The following is a 22264-nucleotide window of genomic DNA, read 5'->3' on the forward strand; positions in this document are numbered from 1 at the left end:
AACCGCTCCGGTGTTTCGGAGCAGTTCCCGGTAAATTAAAACTACCTGCAATTTACCATCCGGTATTTTGTTTATACAGGCCTTTGCTATAATTTATTTGGTTTTGGGGAATAGGGAGATATTCATCGCGATTTTTCTTGAAAGCCGCTCCAGAAAGATGCGGTGTGCGGGTCTTCTCAACAGCAAAATAACCATTGATAAAGCTATCGGCAATACCCCAGCGTACCAGGTCAAAGAAATGGTATCCTTCCATTGCAAACTCCAGTCTGCGTTCAAACCGTAATGCCTGGCGGGCAAAATCATTATTCCAGGTGCAGTTTACGCCGGGTTTATAGGTATCCATCAGGTAATTTGATGTTGCGGAGCCATCGGCTTGCTTCAGTAGGCCGGTGCTGTTTTTGGCCCGCGTCCTGACCATATTGATCAGCGGCAAAGCTTCCGACTCGCGGCCAAGCTCAATCAGCGCTTCGGCCTTCATCAGCAATACTTCGGCATAACGAATTACCGGCCAGTCTTTTGAGCTTGACATAAAAGGTGGGTATTTCATAAATGTAGGGTCGGTATAGGCCACCACTTCCTTTAAACTCATAAACTGATTATAAGTTGCAGGGTCGCGGCACCAGGCGGCTGCAAACACCAGGTTAGTTTGGTATTTATACGGGTGACCGGGAATTGCAGCAGTGTGATCTAACCTCACATCAAACGAATTATTTTTATAATCTGCCGAAGGTACAATGTCATGATCATTAAAAGTGGTGATCATTGGCAATCCTTTAGTATCGGTTTTAAAAGCATTGATCAGGTTACTGCTTGGCTGGTGAAAACCACAGCAGCCGTATTCCACATTCATTGGATAGTTTACACCCACACCGGCGTCAATACGGCCTTCGGGACTGCCATCACTTTTTGAAAACTGGATAGCAAAAACAGATTCGGGCCCGTTTTCATACTGCGAAAGGAAATTATTAGCAAAATCAGCCGATAAACCATATTTGCCGGAGTTGATCACACTATCGCAATAGGTGTTTACCTGCTGCAATTTAGCCTGATCAATAGTGGTTACGTTGTTTTGGTCGTCCTGTTTATAAGCCTGATAAAGCAATGTTTTAGCCAGGTACGATTGAGCCGCGCCTTTGGTGATCCTGCCAACCTGCGTTTGTGTTATAGGCAGGTTATCGGCTGCAAATTTAAAATCGCTCGCAATTTTTGCCCAGAGGCCATCGCTTGAATAACTGCGGTTTGAGATAGTATCGTATTTGGTTTTCGGGATACTTTCGTCAATATAAGGGATGCGGTTAAACAAAATCTTCAGCAGAAAATAGAAGTGCGCACGTAAAAATCTTACCTCGGCCAGGCGTTGCTGCTTTTGAGGATACTCTGCCGTACTCATGCCGTTAATAAGGGTAAGCGCGGTATTACAACGGGCAACGCCAATGTAAAGCCTGTACCAGGTACCGTCAGATTCCCCGATATCTACCCGGTTAAGCGAAAATAACTCGTAAGCGTTAACATCACTTTGGTCGCCGGTACCGCCGCCGCCTTTGTAGGCATCTCCGCCCCTTACACTTCCATAAGCCCACATGGTGGTATAAGGTACGCTCCAGTGGTCATTTCCCAAAGCCGAGTATGCTGCTATTACCATGGCATCAACATTGGCCGGGGTTTCCAGGGTTTCGTTAAACACAACGCCCTGCGGTAATTTATCCAGACTTTTTTTACAGGCGGTAAAGGCCAAAAGCAGTACCAGCGCTGTTATATATTTTATTTTTTTCATAGTTGTAATGATTAGTATGATAAATTGATGCCGATGGTGGTAACAACCGGAATTGGGTAAGCATTACCGGGATTTTCCGGATCGGGCGCCGTATACGATGAGCTTTTGAACCTAAGCAGGTTTGAAGCCTGAACATAAATTTTTGCTCGTGACAGCTTCAATTTCTTAAGCGCGTTTTTGAGATCGTAACCCAATTGTACATTCCTGAGCTTAAGGTAGCTGCCCGACTCCAGGAAGTACGTTGATGAACGCCCTTCGTTATTGGCGCCGGCCATTGACAAAGCAGGAATAGTTGAAGTTGGGTTTTGTGGTGTCCACGCGTCAAGTACCCTGGTACCCCAGTTGGCACCCGGTGCAAGCGAAGTAAAATCTGTTAAGCTTTTATAGCTGTTAGAAACCACGCCGCCTTTCACACCCTGGAAGAAGAACGACAGATCGAAGTTTTTATAGTTGATAGTAGTATTTAAGCCGTAAACAAAATCAGGGTCAGATGTGCCGATGTATTTCTGGTCGTTGTTATCAACTACACCGTTGCCGTCCAAATCGGCATAACGGATACGTCCTAAACCTTTGCCCGGCTGCTCAGGCGAATTATCAACCTCGGCCTGTGTTGTAAATAAGCCTTCGGCTACCCAGCCATAAAAAGAATGTGGCGTACGGCCAATGATGGTGTTGGTTGTGCCGTTGCCGGGGTAACCAATAATAGCATTATTAGGCAGGTAAGTAATTTTGAGTGCGTTATGCGATATATTACCGGTTAACGCTATCGACAGGTCATTATTGATTTGCTTGCTGTAAGATATGATGGCTTCGATACCCTTATTTTGAAGTGAAGCGCCGTTGATCCACTCGTTTCCACCCTCACCTACAACACCTAAGTATGGTGGGTTCAATAAAATGTTCTTGGTGTTTTTGATATAGTAATCTAATGAACCGGTGATGGCGCTGCCGAACAAACCGAAATCAATACCAAAGTTTGATTGTGTGGTGGTTTCCCATTTCAGATCAGGGTTACCGGTTTGGGTAGCCGTAAAGCCCGATGGCAGGGTGCCTGTTCCACGACCGTCAATGTCATAGGCGCTGCCTGCGCTTGGGTTCCAGGTAAGGTCTGTAGCGTAGATGGATTGGAACAGAGAATAGGTTGCATATGCAGGAATACTCTGGTTACCGGTTTGCCCCCAGCTGTAGCGCAGTTTTAAATCAGATATTGCAGGTATAGCTTTCATAAACTTCTCCTGGCTAATGCGCCAGCCTGCTGATGCCGCCGGGAAATAAGCATACCTGTTGTTGGCGCCAAACTTACTTGAACCGTCCCTTCTGATGGTACCCGACAACAGGTATTTATCGTTGTAGGTATAGTTTACTTTAGCAAAATATGATTGCAGCGCATCAGCGTTTCCGCTACCATTTGCCAGGATGCTTGAAGTACCCTGGGTAAGATAAGCGTAATCAATATCGGCAACTGCCAAACCCTGTGCACTGGCGTTAAAGCCCTGGTTGTGGTTATTGATACTTTCGGCACCTAACAAGGCATTGATCTTATGCTTGTTGTGCAGGGTAACATCATAGGTTAATATATTTTGCCAGGTGAGCGAACCGCTGTAGTCAAAATCGGTATTAACCTGCGCAATGGTGCTTGATAAAAAGCCCGACTGGTATGGTTTCAGCAGGGTTCTATAATAACTACCGGCATAATCCACGTCAAAACTTGTTTTAAAGTTCAAACCCGGCAAGATATTCAGATCGATATAGGTGCTGCTCAGGATCCTGCCAAAATTGTTGTGGTTTTGCTGGTTATCATAAATAAGCCTTACCGGGTTCTGGCGGTCATCCATGCCTGCAACGGGGCCGCCCCAGCCACCATTAAAGGTGTGTACCGGGATTATCGGGTTTTCGATGATAGAAAGATTGGTAATATCACCGGTTGGCAGTATAGCGTCTTTAAAGTAGGTAGCGTTCAGGTTTTCACCAATCTTTAAACGACCGTTAAAGAAGTTATAATCAACATTGGCACGGGCCGTTACTTTTTGGCTCCTTGTTTTTTTGATGATACCCTGGTTATCAAAATAACCTAAAGAAAGGAAAGAGGTACCATTTGGCCCGCCATTAGATGCAGCTATATTGTACTGCTGTAAAACCGATGGCTGCGAAATTTCATCAAACCAGCTCGTATTTGCCGACCGCATGGTTTTGGCAGCATCTACAAACTCAGGGATAATTACTTTATTTAAAACCGGATTTTTATAGTCCTTGTTCCAGTCGTATTTATACACGCCGTTGGTTGTTGACGGATCATAAGGATTTGCAGCGGCAGGGCCAAACAAATCGTCATTCACTACAGCCTGCCAGTACGCACGACCATGTTGCTCGGTATTTAAAACCGAGATCTTGCTATTGTAATATTGAATTGAAGTAGAAGCATCAACATCGATCCTTTTGGTTCCGTTCTTGCCTTTTTTGGTAGTCACAATAACTACGCCCGCGGCAGCCCTTGAACCATAGATACTTGCCGCCGATGCATCCTTCAAAACCTGGATCGACTCCACGTCGTTCTGGTTAATCTCCTGCAGGCCGCGCTGCGTTGGGATTCCGTCAATCACATATAAAGGGTCGCTGCTGATGTTGAGCGTAGTTTGGCCGCGCATCCTTACGGTTACCGAGCCGTTTGGCGAACCATCCTGGGTAACGGTTAGGCCTGGTACCCTGCCCTGCAAGGCTTTTATCGGGTTACCTGCCGGGATATTCTGAATATCGGCCATTTTCACTACAGTTACAGCGCCGGTGAGGTCTTTCTTTCGCTCGGCGGTATAGCCGGTAACCACTACCTCATTAAGATCATTGGCTCCAAGGTCAAGCACTACGCTTAAATTCTCGGTATTTTTAATAACAACAGTTATGGCTTTGCTGCCTACGTACGAGAATTTAAGGGTTTGGCCTACAGAAGCCTGAACGCTGAATTTACCCTTGGCATCCGTTAGGGTTGATGATTTGCCGCCTTCTACCGTTACGGTAACTGCCTCCAGCGGAACGGAGGCTTTGTCGGTCACAGTGCCGGAAATTGTCCGGACCTGTGCGTAGCTGCTTATTGCTATCATAAGCATGATACAGCAGGTTAGTAATAGTTTTCTCATTATAGATTTATTTTGGTTAAAAATTTATTGGCTTTTGAATTTTAAGAAATCGGCGGTCTGGTATTCGGGGCAACCTCCTTTCTTTGTGGCTACAAATGCGCCCATGGCGGCAGCGTTATTGATGACTTCCTGTGGCGTAAAACCATGATGCAAACCGGCAATGAATGCGGCTAAAAAAGCATCACCGCTGCCAATGGTGTCTACCACCCTAACCGGCGGGCAGGCGGCATAATAATAACCCGATCTTGAATAATAGCAAGCACCGGCTTCGCCTTTGGTGACAACTATTTCCGGTATGTTAAAGGTTTCCTGCAAAAACGTGATCTGATCCTGTTCCCCGGTAAATTGGCTCCCGAAAAGTGTATTGCAGCGCCTTAGTTCCGAAAGGTTGAATTTCACGATGTCGGCCTTGTGCAGCAGTTCTTTCAAGATCTCCTTTTTTACATAAGGTTCGCGCATGTTAATATCCAGCACCTTGGTTGCCCCGGTTTCCAGCAACTCAGATAGGGTATCACGCGAGGTTTTATTGCGGGACGATAAACTTCCGTACACCAGGAAAGAGGCTTCATTAACTTCATTGGCTGTCTTATCATCTTTATTGATAAAGTCCCAGGCAACGGGGTATAATATTTCGTACGAGGCATCATTCTCCTCATTCAGGATCACCCGGACCTCACTGGTGTCATATTCACTATCGTGCTGAAGCAGGCCCTGTCCTATCCCCCACTTTTCCAGTAGCTTTATAAGCTGATATCCGTTGATATCCTCACCTACTTTACTAATAATACCGGTGCTTACACCCAGTTTATTTAAATGATAGGCCACGTTAAGCGGCGCGCCACCGGGCTGCGGGCCATCAGGTAGTACATCCCAAAGTATTTCTCCGTAGCAAATGGCGTGATGATTGTTTTGAACTTCATTCATGGCTTCAGGGATTAGTGCATAACCATATTAGTTTCAATCTGCTCCAGCGAGCGACCTTTGGTTTCGGGCATAAACCGCCACACAAAAACCAGTTGACATACCATCATCACACAGAAAAAAGAGAAGGTAACAGCGCCGCCAAGCGACTCGGCGAGGTAAGGGAAACAAAACGCTATGATTGCAGCCATGATCCAATGGGTTGAGCTGCCGAGCGTTTGTCCCTTGGCCCTAACCTGGTTAGGAAAAATCTCGGATATAAATACCCAAATCACGGCCCCTTGCGAAAAAGCGAAGAAAGCGATGAATACCATCATATACATGGGAATGGCGAAACCATTGAAATGCCCGGAGTAAAATGTTATGGCTACTAAAAAGAGGGATATGATAAGGCCGAATGAGCCAACCAACATCAGCGTGCGCCGACCAACTTTATCAATAATATTGATGCCCAGCAAGGTGAATATAAAATTCACCATCCCTATCCCCACGGTTGAAAGCAATGATGAATGCGCACCGAGGCCTGCCATTTCAAAAATGCGCGGCGCATAATAAATGATGGCATTGATGCCCGAAACCTGGTTAAAAAATGCAAACAATACCGCCAGGATAACAGGTGTTTTGTATTGGCCCGAAAAAAGACTGGTATCGGCAGCGCTGTCATGCAGATTAGAGGCCTGGATGGCTGCAAGTTCCTGCTCGCAATCAAGCGGGTTAATGATGCGCAAAATCTCCAAAGCCCTGGTAGTTTCCCCTTTTTTAAGGATAAGCCAGCGCGGACTTTCGGGTATAAAATAGATCAGCACGATAAATAATAATGAAGGAAGCGCCTGTACGCCCAACATCCATCGCCATGAAGCATCACCGCCCTGGCTGAGCAGGTAATTAGATAAATACGAGATGAGGATACCCAATACTACATTGAATTGAAACAGCCCAACCAAACGGCCACGGCGGTCGGCGGGCGAAACTTCGGAAATGTAAATAGGCGCGGTTACTGATGATACGCCTACACCAAGGCCACCCAACAGCCTGAAAACTAAAAAAACATACCAGTTATCAGCCAATGCTGTACCCAGCGATGATATCAGGTAAGCCGCGGCCACAAAGTATAAGGTATTTTTCCGCCCGAAAATATCTGAGGGACGCGCCCCCAGTAAAGAGCCTATAACGGTGCCTATTAAGGCTATTGAAATGGTAAGCCCATGCTCAAAAACAGAAAGATGCCAGAACTGCTGGATTGATTTTTCGGCCCCGGAAATTACAGCCGTATCAAAGCCAAACAAGAAGCCGCCAAGGGCTACGACCATGGACCACGCCAGGACGGAATGTTTATTCATAAATAGTTGTTTATTATAATTGGTTTAACTGGCCGCAAAATATTGCCGTACCGCCTGGCAGCGATAGCGAAATAGTATCAAAAACGTTTGAAATCGTTATTTAATTTAAATAACTAATAATCAATCAGTTATTAAGAAACATCGGGTTAAATTACCGGGTACTTCCAATTCTGTATCATCAATTCTTCGTTATTGTACCATAAGCGGCATTGTCCTTTCGTAAAAATGTCAGTACAACATTTGTTGGGTTGAATACATTATCCCTAATTTTGATGCTGGAAGCCATTCCAACCAATTATTACCTGTGTAAACCTTTATTTCGTTAACATGTATCAGCAAAACCGCCTTGTTCATTTATCGGGCTTGTTATTGTGTTTGTTCCTGGTAGCCGTAAGCAACCTGGGCTGTAACAAGGCGCCTAAAAACCAAACCTATACCATTGGCTTTTCGCAATGTACCGGTCTTGACCTGTGGCGTAAAACCATGCTCAACGAAATGAAAACCGAGCTGTCATTGCATCCCGGTGTAAATTTCATTTACGCAGATGCCCATGGCGACAGCAAAACGCAGGTAAGCCAGGTATCAAAAATGCTTCAGGATAAAATAGACTTGCTCATCATATCACCCAACGAGGCACAACCCCTTACCCCTATTGTTGACGAGGCTTACCAAAACAATATCCCGGTAATTATTATCGACAGAAAAACTTCATCATCATTATATACAGCTTATATAGGGGCCGATAATTATGAACTGGGCAAACTGGCTGGTCATTATTTAGGTACTACACACAAAGGTAATCTTAACCTGGTTGAGGTTATGGGGTTACCGGGTTCATCGCCTGCCATTGAAAGAGACCGCGGTTTTATGGACGGTGTTAAACAGTTCCCGAATATCCACGTAAAAACTAAAATTTACGGCGATTGGCTCAAGGCAAATGCCGAAAAGCAGCTATTAAAAATCAAAGATCAGTTAAGCAATGTAAACGCCATCTTCGCCCATAATGATAACATGGCTTTGGGATCACGCACTGTGCTTAACACTATAAACTCTGTAAAGCCGGTTACTGTAATTGGTGTTGATGCCCTACCCGGCATTGGAGGCGGCATGGAGATGGTTGATAATAAATTAATTAACGCCAGTTTAGTTTACCCTACAAGCGGCAAAGAAGCCATTGTAACCGCCTTTAAAATACTCAACAAAGAACCTTTCCTGCGCGAAAATATATTGCAGTCGCTGGTTATCGACTCAACCAACGTGCAGCTGATGAAAATGCAGGTTAATAAAATAAACAGCCAGCAAAATGACATCATTCAGCAGCAGAGCCTGCTTAAAGAGCAACAGTTAGTGTATAAAAGCCAGCAGGTGGTGCTCAACATCATTGTTATTTTACTGGTGATGGCTATTGTTTTGGGCGGCCTGGCTTTCTACTCCCTCATGGAGAACAGGAAGATCAATAAAAGCCTTGAAGCTAAAAATAACGAGATCCAGTTACAGCGTAATCAGCTGATCGAAATGTCGGCCAGGGCACAAGCTGCAACCGAGGCCCGGCTCAATTTTTTCACCAACGTTACGCATGAGTTCCGTACACCGTTAACGCTGATGCTCTCCCCGCTTAATGATATGCTGAAAGATGAAAGGCTCAGCGACGTAGCAGGTAACGGCTTAAAAATGGTTAACCAAAACGCGTTCAGGCTATTGAAGCTGGTTAACCAGCTTATCGATTACCGAAAAATCGAGGTAGATAAAAACACGATCAAAGCATCAGAAAATAATATTGTTGCCTATGTACGTGATATTATTGAGAGCTTCAGGTTCCATGCTAAAAAATTAAAGATCCAGTTTTACCTGGTACCTACAGAAAAGAATATTCCTGTATGGTTTGATGTGAACATGCTTGATAAGGTTTTCTTCAACCTGTTTTCAAACGCTATTAAGTTTATATCGGGCGAGGGAGCGGTAAAAGTCTACATCCGCAGGGATAAGGACTTTGTTTATATAGAGATCCAGGACAATGGCGTCGGTATTTCCGAAGAAGACGCCGCGCTCATATTCGATCAGTTTTACCAGGCCGACAACGCACCGCGTGTTGGATCGGGTATCGGTTTATCGCTGTCAAAAGAAATTATCCTGCTGCACCATGGTAGCATCGAGGTTGTAACAAAAAAATGGGAAGGCACCACCTTTAAAATAACCCTGCCATTGGGCGATGCTCATTTGAACAATAACGAAAAAACGGAAAGCAAGGAAATATGGCCGGATATGGACGAGCAATCAAAAGCATACCAGGCAGATATCGACAACCTGCAAACCGACCTGGAGATAGACCTGAGTACTGAACCAAAGGAAATATCAATTCTGCTTGTTGAAGATAATCCCGATCTGCTTCAATACCTGCATCAAAAGTTCAGCGATCATTTTGAGGTATTTACTGCTGGCGATGGCAACCAGGCATTCACGCAGGCTTATGAAAAAGTACCCGATATTATTATTTCGGATGTGGTGTTACCGGGATATTCGGGCAAGGAAATTGTACAGCGTTTAAAAACCGATCTCCGCACCTCGCACATACCGGTTATACTGCTTACGGCGCAGAGCAGCGACGAGCAAAAAATTTCGGGCATGCACTCCCTCGCCGATCTTTATATATCCAAACCATTCAATTTTGATTACCTGTTGGCCGGTGTACAAAACTTGTTGAAAAACCGGAAAATATTGAGGGATCATTATTCGAGCGATATAACTGGCCCCGAAAAGCTGACAGCGGCTAAAACACTGGATAAAAAATTCATTAATGATTTTGCGGGCATCGTTGAAAAGAACATCGCGAATGAAAACTTCAGCGTTGAGGATATTTGCAAACTTATCGGCATTTCAAGGATCCAGCTATACCGCAAAATAAAAGCACTGTTGGGCTGTACTGTAAATGAATATATCCTGAACCGCCGGTTAAAAAAAGCAAGCTATTTACTCATTAACGAAAACCTGAGCATTGCCGAGGTTACTTACAAGGTGGGTTTTTCGAGCCCGAATTATTTCTCAACGGCATTCAAGGCAAAATATGGTTGCCCACCATCAGAGTATAAAACAACAAAATAACTGTTAAAACTTTCGGTAGTGTGAGAGGAGCCAGATGCAAAACGCAAAAGGCCGCATAGTGTGCGGCCTTTTGCGTTTTTATAGTACCCTGTGTGTATACTTAAAAGCAGAACGCAAGGCAATAATTGATAAATCGGATCATAAACTTCTCAGCTTAACGCCCTTAAACTGCAGGTACGTATATGACTGTGTATTAACCACCCAACCAATAGTAACCGTAGTTGTTGCCGAAAGGGTGAAGTTAAGCGTATGTGTACCGCCAATATTATTCTGATCGCCTTTATAAATAGCCAGCGGGCTACCCAGATTAGTGATATCCGGCAAACTGTTACCAACAGCTACTATTTCGTTGGCAGTAAGGGTACCTCCATATCCGACAGTTTCAATATCGAGCGCGTAACTACCTGCGGGTAAGGTAATGGTTTGATAAACCTTACCATTATTTACGCCATCGCCGCCCCAGTCTTTTGATTCAAAATGGATACAGCCGTTATTATCCCATGACCAGCCGCCGCCTTTGCCGCCATCCTGGTTCAACACATTGCTGTTGTACTGCCAATCCTTTGGCGTGCCCCATTTGTTAGTGCCATTATCGCCCCGTTGAAAAGGATAGCCTGCATTTTTGATATACAATGACGTGATATCGCCGATACGCCTAACCCTTGGGAAAAGCGTAGGAGCGGCAACGGTAAAAGTATCAATAGCCCCTCTGAAAGGCAGGTAGCTTGACTGATAAGTAACATCGGTACCAAACTTGAAGTCATTAATGGTCACTATCGAATCGGTAGGTTTGAGCAGTGTGGTTTGCGTTTTACCGGCATTATCAATGTAGGTGATCACCGTTTTAGTGTTTACGGTTACCGAATCGAGCGTAATCTGGTTGAAATTCAACTTAACAACACCGGTTGTGATATCAACCGTAAATGGGTTATCGGCGTTATAGCCACGATTAAAAATACCACCAGCGTAAATAGCGCCGTAAACCCTAACCCCGTTAATGGTTTTTGAAATAGAGATATGCCCATCACTATCAACAGAATTTATGCTGAAGTTATAGGTGCCCTCTGTAAGGTTTGATACAATTACTTTTACCGTATCAAGCGGGTCATGGCTCGTAGCATTTACAATTAATGAATCCTGCTTGTTGTTCCAGTAAACCTTGTATTTAACAATTTTGGGATCGGGGCTTGGGTTCCATACCAGTTGGGTACGCAGTTTACCTGCCCTGTAATTGGCATTAGCAATTACACCGGGGTAATAGATCTCGCCGCCCTTTATCAGCTCCTTATAATTTTCGTTCTTTTTTGAGCAGCCCCACACGGTCAGCAATAACAGCAGCCATGTTATATTTTTTATGTTGATCTTCATTTGTTTGTCGCTTAAAAATTATTGAGGGATTCCGTAAAAAGACATTTCTTCAATGTAGGTATAGTCTAACCCAAACCAGGTTTCGCTTACCACAACCCGCAGATATTTTGCCGGCGGGCTATTAAACGGCACATCAAAGTTTACACCGGCTTCAACAAAGGCCTGGTCGGCGGAGTTGGTTTGCCCCTGCGGCAGGCCCGACGGTGGGTCTGGGAAACGGAAGGTACCTAACACTGTCCAATCGCCGCTGACGGTACCTGCTGGTTTGCCACCTGGCGTAACAGCATCGGCAGGGTTATCTTTATTTGATCCCCAAATGCTGAATACTTTAGGATTTGCATAACCATACCCTCTCGGCCACATCACAAAGTGGCTCAGCTTATAGCTCCGGCCTACGCCAAATGTGCCCTGCACCAGTTTTTGTACCGGCCCAATCGTAGTTTGCCAAGGCGCGGCACCGCCAACTTCCTTGGTAAAGCCATCCCATAAATATGGCAGGATACCGCCATAGCCTATATAGGCATCGCTTGGTGTGAGGTATTGGAAAAACTTGCTTTTATCAAGTATTTCTTCATATAAAGGCGTTAGGGTAACCAACAAAGTATCAGATGCATTACCGAACTGATCGGTTACGAAGGCGCCAAATTTTGCAGGCGTAGTACTAAATCCCCTTACCGCGTAGCTTATGGTATCAGTACTGGTAAAGTGCCTGTCTTTAATGTTGAATTTATTATCGGCCGGATCAATAGTGATCACATTTATGCCTATTGGCCTTTTATCTTTATTAATCGTTGATAAATGGATCCCGCCAAAATCGGCTGCTATGTTAAGTTTTTTCCGGATAAGCTGGTAATAAGGAGTATCCGGATGAACGGTAACCGTAACCGGGTCCGATTCTACATTAGCTCTTGTTACCGCATGCAGGGTAACCGTGTAATCCTTAGTGCTTTGAAAGCCATCCACCCTAATTGTATCCAAAAAATAGCTGGATTTGGTTTGCCTTGTGGTGGTGCCATTAATATTATAATCGGCAACTATATAAAGCAGGTTTTGTGACGATGGCAAAGTATAGGTTAAAACAGCACCGCCATTAAAATTGCGCACTTTAACGTTGGTTACAACGCCGGGCTTCGTTTTATCGGTACTTTCAGGAAGTTTATAGTTATCGCTTTTTGAACATGAAAATAAGCATGTTGTTAAAAGCGCCAGCACACATAAAAAGTGTACAGGCTTTATATGATTATAGCTCATAATATCTCTTCGTTAATTATTTATCCAATTAAAAACCAGTTAAATCCTACCAGTAGGGGTTTTGAACAAGATTGTCGTTCACCACAATGGAGTTATTCCAGATAGGCCACAGGTAATCCCTGGTGTTAAATACCGGGATCTCCACGTTGCGGGCACGGTAATAGTTAATGGCTTGTTCTTCGTAAATACTCCAGCCTGTTAGCGGGGTGCTTAATACTCCCTGTAACTCCTTCCAACGGCGAAGGTCCCAGCCGCTCTGGCCTTCAAAACAAAGCTCAATGCGGCGCTCCTGGTGAATGATAGATCTTAAACCCTCTTTAGTTGTTGGTTTCGACGGATTTTTTGAATAAGCTGCCCATGAATTAACAACACCATCCAAACCGGCACGCGCCCTGATCCTATCCACATAAGATATCGCCTCGGCAGTAGGGCCATTTACTTCATTCAATGCCTCGGCATACAACAAGTATAAACCCGCCATGCGCATAACCGGCATTGAAAAATCTGTCCAGTTAAAGCCATCATCATATACGGTAAGGTAGTTGGCCAGCTTTTTAGGCCAGTAACCGGTTATATTTGATTTTTGCAGTGTTTTAGGACCGGCAAGCGAAGTAACACCACGTGCAGGTACATAGTGCGCAATTTTCGCGTCCAGGATCCCATCACCAAACCAGATTCCGCCATCAAAACCTATACTGCCGTAAAAGCGCGGCTCGCGATCAAAATGAGCTTTGACGGTTTGGTAGCCCTGCTTTATGTAGAAAAAGTTCGCGGCATCGCCGGTACGCAATTGGTTACGATCTGCATAATCCCAGTTTGTATCTTCATCAATAGGTACACCTTTATTGGTATAAAACAACTCGGTAGTTGAAATAGGCACCGCGTAATAAGCCGGGTTCTGGTTATCGTTTTGATTGGCCTTTTGGGTTAACCGGGGTATGCAATACTCCTGCCCGTGCCAGATATTACTCAGCGACCAGATCAACTCAGGATTAGTATCCCATTTTTGCGTTAGCGCGTTTTGGCAGGTTAACACCCTTTTTAATGAATCGGGCAAATTTGAAACACCTGGCGCAGGCACAAAATTGGTATTTAAATGCAAGCCAGCTGCCTCACAATAATCGATGGCGGTTTTACAAGCAGCGGCTGCTTTTTGCCATTTGGTAGCATCAAATGATGTCGGGAAAAGGTTTTTGCCGCTTTTATCTTTAAAATTGGCATAATCAGGATTGCCGTTAAATAAAGGGCTTGCAGCTGTCATCAACACCTCTGCTTTAATGGCGGCGGCAGCGGGTTGGGTTATCCTGCCCAGTTCTTTAGCCGGATTGTCAATAGTTGGAGGCAGATCCGGAATAGCCTGATCAAGCAAACCAACAATATAGTTAACCACATCATCAACCGGCTGGCGCTTAACTTTAACCTCGGCGGTTGAAGCCTCAACAGGCAAGTTGACATCGATGATTGGGATCGGCCCATACATCCGCATCAGGTAGTAATGGTAATAAGCCTTCAGAAATTTAGTTTCGGCAATCCATCGCTTTTTCTCAACCGCAGTTAAATCGGCCGGTTTATTGATGTTTTCGAGCATGGTATTGCATCGTCTTATGGCCACAAACATGGCTGTGCCGTTAGCCCTGCCATCCCAGAAGTTTAAACCCGGTTCGCCAACATTCTGAGTGCCGGTGATCAATGTATACCCGGTAATATCCAAAGGATTATTGGCCAGGTTAAGCGGAAAAATGATCTCGCCGGAAGTGGTAAAACCGGCACTCCTGTTCAGGTCATTCAATTGCTGAACAGATGAATAACAGGTAAAAAGATAGTTTTCAGCTTCGTTTTTACTCCTGAAAGCATAGTCAATTGTGCCCACATCAGGCGGAACAACGTCAAGGTATTTTTTGCATGAGCCGCTTAATACCATTAAAAGTAATAAGCCAATATGTTTATAGTTAAATTTCATGATACTCTTCATCTCCTTATAAATTAACATTCAAACCAATGTTATACACCTTCTGGATAGGATAGTTAAACCCGTAACTGCCCAGCTCCGGATCCCAGAGTTTAAATGAGCTCCAGGTAATGAGGTTAAGGCCGTTAACATACAACCTCAAACTGCGCAGGCCAAGCCGCTTTGAAACCGACGTTGGCAAGGTATACCCAAACTCTGCCGATTTAAGCCGCATAAACGCGCCGTTGCGCAACCACCAGGTACTTGGCTGCAAATTGTTTTCGATGATGTTACGGGTTGTTCCCAAACGAGGGTAAGTGGCATACAGGTCCTGGTGCTCCTCGCTCCAGTGACTATCTGCAAATTGTTGCAGCAGCTGGGTATTACCATAAATGTAATCCTCGGTACTTTGCACAAAAGGGCTAACCTGGTTAGGGTCAACAAAAAATGAAACCCTTGCCTGCCCCTGGAAAAATGCTGAAAGGTCAAAGTTTTTGTATTGGGCGGATACACCATAACCGTAAACAATTTCCGGAACCTGCGGATAGCCAATAAAGGTTTGATCCCGGTTATCAATAATACCATCGCCGTTTAGGTCGCGGTATTTGATATCCCCGCCCCTTGGCGCTTTACCGGTAGTTGAAAAGATCTGGGTAGGCGACGCGGCGGCTTCAGCATCGTCAACAAATAACCTATCGGCAATGTAGCCGTATCCGATACGAATTGGCTGACCTACAAAATGGCGATAAGCTTCGGGATAATTCGGCTCTTCGTAATAAGTATATTTATCGGTTGCCAGCGTAAAGTTACCACGGCCAGAAACTATCCATGAACTGCTGATATTTTGTTTGTAATCAAAAGAAAGATCGATACCTTTTGAATTTGCCTTTCCTAAGTTGGCATAAATATCGGCCTCAAGCCCTGAAGTACTTGGAATGTATGAGCGTTTTTGCAGGATATTGTACCTGTTATAATTATAAAATTCGGCCGTTATATTCAGGTTCTTGAACAAGGTCATTTCCAGCGCAAGGTTTGCCTGTTTTGAAGTTTCCCAGGTTACATTAGGGTCAGAGTAGTTAAGGATTGTGGCACCGTTATGCGCATAGCCCGCATTTGTACCAAAGGCTGCATAAGCACCGCCATTAAGGTTTACGTTTGACGCGTAAAAGAAACGCCTGTCGCTTATGGCATCGTTACCCACCAAACCATAGCTGCCGCGTACTTTTACCCTGGTAAAGATATCAAGCAGCGGCTCAAAGAATTTTTCGCCGGATACCAGCCAGCCGCCGCCAATGGTTGGAAAAAAGCCGTAACGGTGCTCGGTAGAGAACCTTTCAGAGCCGTTGTAGCCGAAGTTAAACTCCAAAAAGTATTTGCTTTTATAGTTATAACCGGCACGTCCCGCCAAACCAAGGTTACGGTGCGGTAAGGCATATTGCAAATCGGGTTGGTGAGTTACCGGATTGATGGCATTTGAATAAACCGTTTGCTGACGGGTTAACACCATTGTTGCCGAAACGTTATGATCGCCAAACTGCCGGGCATAATCAAAGTTGCCCTGCAGGTAAACCTGGTTGCTGATTGTTGGCGTTCCGGGAAAGTACTCCAGGTATTCAATGGCATCACCGGGCTTTTGGTTTAACCAGGTTAACGAGTAGGTGTTACTGGTTTTGTCATAACTGCCCACATTGTAGTAAAAAGGCTTATAAGCCAAATTGGTATCAAAATACGAATACCTGTTAGCGCTGAAAATACCATGAAAATTAAGGCCATTGGTAATAAAGTTCAAACCCTGGTTTAACTCAATCTGCGCCAGTACCCGCGACTCGGACGAAGTTTTGTGGCCCCTGAGCAACAAAGCGTAAGGGTTGTTATATGGCACACCCGGATCTGCAGGGGCACCAAACAAAATGTGTTTGGTATCGCGGTTTGCCGAATCGGCCGGGAAGTAGGCCGGGAACAACACCGGGCTGGTGTGCAAGGCAATTTTATAAACGTCGGAATTAAATGAACCATCGGTAGTAAGCGGACCATTATAATCGCTAAAAGTACCCGAAAAACGTAGAATAGCTTCGGTAGTTTTGGTAAGATTAAGGTTTACGTTTGAGCGTAACTGGTAATTGGTAAATTTAATGTTGTTACTATTGTTATTGGCAGCGTCTTCCGCCAGGTTACCGTGGTCAACATTGTATGAACCGGCAACGTAGTAACGGGCAAACGGCGTACCGCCGCTAACGCTCAGGTTACCCCTTTGGGTTGATGTGCGTTTTTTCAACAACAAACCCAACCAGTCCACAGCAGGATATACATAAGGATTATAGCCCGGGCCTTTAGCCAAAGTATTTTGTGTGTTGATGATCTTATCAGGATCAAATGGCGTTGGCTGATACGGATCGCGCGATAAAGTAGCCTCATTGTAAAGCTTCATATAAGTGATAGGATCAGCAATTTTAAGCGATTGCGTATTTTGCGATACCGAGTTTTCTGCGCGGAAACTGATCTGCGGTTTTCCTATCTTACCTTGCTTAGTAGCCACTAAAATTACACCGTTGGCACCGCGTGCACCGTATAGGGCGGTGGCACTCGCGTCTTTCAAGATGGAAAAGCTGGCGATGTCGTCAACCTGCAAACGGGCAAGATCATTGGTGGTAAGCTCGATGTTGTCGATCAGGATCAGCGGGTCAACCTTATAGCCAAAGGTTGTTACCCCCCTGATAAAGAACTGGGCATTATCCTGTCCCGGTTGTCCTGTACCCTGAAAGGCGATTATCCCCGCCGCCTGGCCGGCCAGCGCCGTGGTTAAATTGCTCGCAGGAATCTTCAGCTCGGCAGGTTTAATGGTAGTAACCGAACCAACAATGGCTTCCTTACGTTCCTTTTTACCGTAAGCCGTAATTACTACCTCTTCGGCCTGCCTCACATCCTCAACCAAAACAACATTAAACAGTTTATTGTCGGGAGTTACAGTAAAGGTTTGCGTAACAAAGCCAATAAACGACACCCGGATCACCGAGCCGCTTTTTACATCGAGGATGAACTTGCCATTATTATCGGACACCGTACCGCGCTTGGCGTCATTCACCACGGTAATGCTTACTCCGGGGAGCGTTACGCCTTTTGCATCGCGCACCGTACCGGTTACGGTAATATCAGCTATGTTTTCGGTTTGACTGTTATTAGCTCCTGCGGCTTCCTTGATAATAACCGATTTACCATCGATGGTATAAGTTAAAGCTGAGTTTTTGAGGCTGATCTTCAGCACCTTTTCCAACGGGGTGTTTTGAAAATTAACATCCAGCGGAGGTACGTTTTTTATGCTCTTTGCCGACCAGAACAGATTGTAGCCGGTTTGTTTATTTATTTCATTGAATATCTGTTTTAACGTTGCATCATTCTGTTTATAAGTGATTTTTTGTGAAAAAACCGCTGCACTTGCCTGCATGAATGCCAGGAAGAGTATAAACGTCGTTATCTTCATGATGAGCAGAAATTTCTTAGGGTAGCACGAAGGCGTACAAATGTTTGTAGTAAAAATTTTATACATTTGTTAAAGGCTGTTTTAAGTTGAAATGTTACGACAATTACATTCGGGCTTTAAAAAGCTGATTGGAGCAGGGGCATCGGAAGTGCCTCTGTTCTGCTTTTTATAAACCACTGATCTGCTATAAGCTATGGGTAGGTATTGGTTTTTCTCATACTCTTCTGTTTAGTTTAAATTGGTTTATTGGGGTGGTTATTTTCTCTTGCTTACGGTTATGGTATTGCCCTGAATACTGAACCTGGCATCGCCGGTTTGCTCCATCATTTTTAGCAGGGTTGTGATATTGGCAAAGCGGGTGGTTACGGCGCCAAAGGTTTCTTTTTTCAGGCTTTGATCTTCAAAAACTACATCTACATTGTACCAGCGCGATACGCTGCGCATGATGTTTTCCAGCTTTTCGTCATCAAAATTGAAATAGCCGTTTTTCCAGGCTATGGCTTCGGTGGTATTGGCCTCGCTTACATCAAGGGTGTTGGTTAGCCTGGCCTGCTGACCGGGAATCAATATAACTTTACTGTCGGCAGCAGTAACCCGTACCGATCCCTGTAATAAAGTTGTTTTGGTAACTGCATCATCAGTATAGGCGTTAACATTAAAGTGAGTACCCAATACTTCAACTGTTTGGCGGCTGGTTACCACACGGAAAGGCAGCTCCTTGTTGTGCGTAACTTCAAAATAAGCTTCACCACTTAGTTCAACGCGACGCTCTTTCTGGCTATTAAAACTTACAGGAAATTTTAGCGAAGTATAAGCATTAAGCCAAACCTTTGAACCATCGGGCAAAACCACCTGGTACTGGCCGCCTTTTGGCGTTTCGATGGTGTTAAAATCAGACGTGTTAATTTGGTTACTGCCGGCCGCACCCGGTAAGTTTTCAGAACGGTCAATAATGGTATACACCAACTGACCATTTGCTGCCTTGGTTACCTTTATTCCGTTTTGATTGGCTATTTGCCCATTGCCGGCATCGGTAAGAGAAATCTTTTTTCCGTTGGCCAGGGTAAGGATAGCCTTATTACCACCAGGCGGAATATCATTTTTAGCCAATTGCTGAGTAGCTGCCTTGTTACCGGTAATTTTAGAAACAAACACACCGGCAATGCCTAATATCAGCACTACTGATGCCGCCGCAACCCACTTAAAGTAATGCACTTTGGTTTTAACCGGCCTGGTTTCGCGGTTAAGGCGTGCAAGCATGGCCTCGCCTACCGCCTCTTCGCTTTCCGGGAATTCGGCATCCTGGTACGCGTTTTCGCGGTACCATTTCAGCAGTTCATCACGCTCGGTTGCCGTAGCAGTGTTATCCCGATACTTTTTAATTAAAATGTAGATACGTTCCTGGTCCAATTGGTTTTGGTGCTTATATATGTGAGTACATTAAAAAGCACCCAACCCTATATGGATTTTTAATTTTTTTTGAGAATTAACAGGATTAGTTAAAAGGGCTGCGAAATCGCAATAATGAGCGATCTTAAGGAATGCTATTTTAAAAGCGAAATGATGGTATGCAAAGCCACAACTATACTCCAGCCATAGTTTTTCAGCTCGCCGCGAATAATTTTCAGGGCACGGGTAAGGTTAGCCTCTACCCCTTTTTCGCTGATCTCTATCCTTTCGGCAATCTCGTTGTTTTTTAAACCCATATCACGGCTGTAGCGGAATACGAGGCGGCATTTTTCAGGCATTTCCTCAACAATACCATTGATATATTCCTGCAGAAAAAGCGCGTCGAGCTTGTGCTCGTCATGGGTTATATCCGTAAACTCGTAGTTTTCTTTAGCGAGGTCGGCGCGGCGCTTTTCCTGTTGGTAATGTTTGAAAACGCTAAACTTTACCGCGGTGGCTAAAAAGGCAGCGACACTTTGGATTTCAACAGTACCACGACGCTCCCATAATGATAAAAAAACCTCATGTACAAGGTCTTTTGCACCGGCAGTATCTTTACAGTGGTTCCAGGCAATGCCGAGCATCTTTTTCCAGTACCGCTGGTAAATTTCGGTAAAGGCATCATGATCATCTGCCTGCAGCAATCCTGTTAATTCCTGATCTGTATATGTACTGTACTTTGACATTTGCCCCGTTCCGGAGATTCTCGCTCTAATTGGTTACCGGTATCGTCAACAGCGGGAACTGTTCCAAAACCTGGTTACAAATATGCAATATAATTTCAATGAAAAAACTATTTTAACATTATCAATAAATCAATGGTTTAAGTGTTAAAAGCTATCGGTACAAGCAGTTTGTAAAAAATTCCCCTTGCACGGGTTAAGGATCTTAAGCTTTGTAATTCCTTGTTTTTATAATCCGCCCTCCGGTCCGTCATGTAAATAACTAAACCAATCAAATAAAGCCGTACCGCCAGGTTGTTTAGTATTGTACGAAAACAGCCCCGGCCTTACCGCTTTCCAATAGTTATAATTTGATAGCGTGCACGCCTCGCCTAACTGGGTAAATATTTTACCGTCCAAACTATATTGCATTACCGTGGTATGATCAAGATTGATAACCAGGCGAAGAAAAACTGTCTTCTGCCCAATGGTAATTCCCTGTTGGAACTTACCATTATTATCTGCGTAAACATTTAAACCGGTATCTGTTTTAATCAAACCTATTTCATGAATGTAATTGCCCAGCAAGCACAAACCGGCTTTTTGCCCCGGCGTCAACTGGTCGGCATTTAATGTCGTGGTTATCATTCCGTTTCGGCCCATAAGCTTTTGGGTTATGGTGTTCCTGGCGTATTTATTATTAGTGGCCTGCATAGCCGTAAGTGCTAAGTATCCTTTATGAGCTTTCAGCGACCACTTATCATTTACCGGATTATGGTTCCATTGCCATTGCAGGCCCAGCGTTGTTTTATTAAACTGATCAGAAGTCTGTAAACCAGTTTTGACAGGAAACTTGTTAACCTTCGGTTTAGGATACGTACTTACCGGTTCCCCGATACCATTGCCGTCGTTATCAATACCTATAAACGGCCAGTCGTTTTGCCATTTTACGGGTTCAAGGTGGCAAACGCGGCCGATAGCGCCTGCATCCTGAAAATGGATAAACCATGCCTCACCATTATCCAGTTCAACTATTCCACCTTGGTGCGGGCCATTGATATTGGTTTTCCCCTGCTCTAAAACAATCTTCCGTTCGTAAGGACCATAAATGCTTTTACTGCGTAATGCAGTTTCATAGCCGGTACCTACCCCTCCCTCAGGAATAATGATATAGTAATACCCGTTTCGCTTATAAATCTTGGTTCCCTCGGCAACCGGGCCCTCATAAACGGTTTTACCCGAATCAAGCAGGTGTTTTCCGTCGGCACTCATTTTATGTATAATGATAGGGCCCGCCCCTAAACGGCTATGCCCCAGGTAAGCCTGCCCGTCGGTATCCCAAAACGGACATGGATCTTCCCAGCCGCCTGTTCGTTTTACTTCTGTGAGCGGGCTCCATTTGCCTGCCGGATTGGTAGTGGAGCTCATATAAAGGCCTTCATCAGGTGTACAGAAATAAACATAAAACTTACCGTTATGATAACGGAGCGATGGCGCCCAACTACCTGCGCCATATTTTTCCATAGTGTTGTACTTTGGGTCAAGATCTAACCTGTTATACACTTGCCCTATAATTCTCCAGTTCACCAGATCAGTTGACTGCAGTACAGGCATCCCCATAAAATGAAAATCGGAACAAATCATATAGAAACTACCTCCAACCCTAATTACATCTGGGTCGGAGTAGTCGGCGTTAATAATGGGATTTTTATAGGTTCCGTTGAACTGATCGCCCCAGGCACCGGGATGCCTTTGTTGTGCATGAAGTTGATTATTAGCGCTGGTCAGCATCAAAAATAAAACAGCTATTCCTGTTAGCAGGTTTCTTATCATATGGTTTATA

At 44.6% G+C, this 22264-nt stretch carries 12 protein-coding genes; 1 reads left to right on the forward strand and 11 read right to left on the reverse strand.

Annotated elements, in window-relative coordinates; all coding sequences use genetic code 11:
* Nucleotides 1–52 precede the first annotated feature (52 nt).
* From DUL71_RS16460 to DUL71_RS16475, 4 genes are read right to left on the reverse strand one after another with little or no spacing between them, the layout of a single operon-like run.
* Entirely contained in the window at nt 53–1774 is a 1722-nt protein-coding gene (locus DUL71_RS16460; protein WP_114939114.1) for a RagB/SusD family nutrient uptake outer membrane protein, read from the reverse strand.
* Nucleotides 1775–1785: 11 nt separating this feature from the next.
* Entirely contained in the window at nt 1786–4905 is a 3120-nt protein-coding gene (locus tag DUL71_RS16465; RefSeq protein ID WP_114939115.1) for a SusC/RagA family TonB-linked outer membrane protein, read from the reverse strand.
* 24 nt (nt 4906–4929) lie between these two features.
* On the reverse strand, nt 4930–5829 hold the full coding sequence (locus DUL71_RS16470) for a carbohydrate kinase family protein (protein ID WP_114939116.1): 900 nt from the start codon (nt 5827–5829) through the stop codon (nt 4930–4932).
* 11 nt (nt 5830–5840) lie between these two features.
* Nucleotides 5841–7166, reverse strand: a complete 1326-nt coding sequence (locus DUL71_RS16475; RefSeq protein WP_114939117.1) for a sugar porter family MFS transporter — start codon at nt 7164–7166, stop codon at nt 5841–5843.
* Nucleotides 7167–7493: 327 nt separating this feature from the next.
* On the opposite strand from DUL71_RS16475, the gene DUL71_RS16480 reads away from it, so the two are divergent.
* Nucleotides 7494–10265: a substrate-binding domain-containing protein gene (locus DUL71_RS16480; RefSeq protein WP_114939118.1), complete on the forward strand. Its 2772-nt coding sequence runs from the start codon at nt 7494–7496 to the stop codon at nt 10263–10265.
* Between the two features lie 138 nt (nt 10266–10403).
* On the opposite strand, the gene DUL71_RS16485 is transcribed toward DUL71_RS16480, so the two are convergent.
* From DUL71_RS16485 to DUL71_RS16515, 7 genes are all read right to left on the reverse strand, one after another.
* Nucleotides 10404–11633 (reverse strand): DUF4998 domain-containing protein, encoded by a 1230-nt coding sequence (locus tag DUL71_RS16485; protein ID WP_114939119.1) that lies wholly within the window; start codon nt 11631–11633, stop codon nt 10404–10406.
* An 18-nt stretch (nt 11634–11651) separates the two neighbouring features.
* The gene (locus DUL71_RS16490) at nt 11652–12884 is read right to left on the reverse strand and encodes a DUF4959 domain-containing protein (RefSeq protein ID WP_114939120.1); all 1233 of its coding nucleotides are present in this window, start codon (nt 12882–12884) and stop codon (nt 11652–11654) included.
* A gap of 46 nt (nt 12885–12930) precedes the next feature.
* Complete coding sequence (locus tag DUL71_RS16495) at nt 12931–14874, reverse strand: RagB/SusD family nutrient uptake outer membrane protein (protein WP_244228777.1); 1944 nt, start codon at nt 14872–14874, stop codon at nt 12931–12933.
* On the reverse strand, nt 14861–18376 hold the full coding sequence (locus tag DUL71_RS16500) for a TonB-dependent receptor (protein WP_244228778.1): 3516 nt from the start codon (nt 18374–18376) through the stop codon (nt 14861–14863). The genes DUL71_RS16495 and DUL71_RS16500 overlap by 14 nt, the downstream gene beginning before the upstream one ends.
* A gap of 189 nt (nt 18377–18565) precedes the next feature.
* Nucleotides 18566–19720: a FecR family protein gene (locus DUL71_RS16505; protein WP_114939121.1), complete on the reverse strand. Its 1155-nt coding sequence runs from the start codon at nt 19718–19720 to the stop codon at nt 18566–18568.
* A gap of 134 nt (nt 19721–19854) precedes the next feature.
* On the reverse strand, nt 19855–20445 hold the full coding sequence (locus DUL71_RS16510) for an RNA polymerase sigma-70 factor (RefSeq protein WP_114939122.1): 591 nt from the start codon (nt 20443–20445) through the stop codon (nt 19855–19857).
* Nucleotides 20446–20670: 225 nt separating this feature from the next.
* Nucleotides 20671–22254, reverse strand: a complete 1584-nt coding sequence (locus DUL71_RS16515) for a glycoside hydrolase family 43 protein (RefSeq protein ID WP_208645575.1) — start codon at nt 22252–22254, stop codon at nt 20671–20673.
* Between the last annotated feature and the right edge of the window lie 10 nt (nt 22255–22264).

The sequence above is a fragment of the Mucilaginibacter endophyticus genome (genome assembly GCF_003351025.1).
In the GTDB taxonomy this organism is placed as follows: domain Bacteria; phylum Bacteroidota; class Bacteroidia; order Sphingobacteriales; family Sphingobacteriaceae; genus Mucilaginibacter; species Mucilaginibacter endophyticus.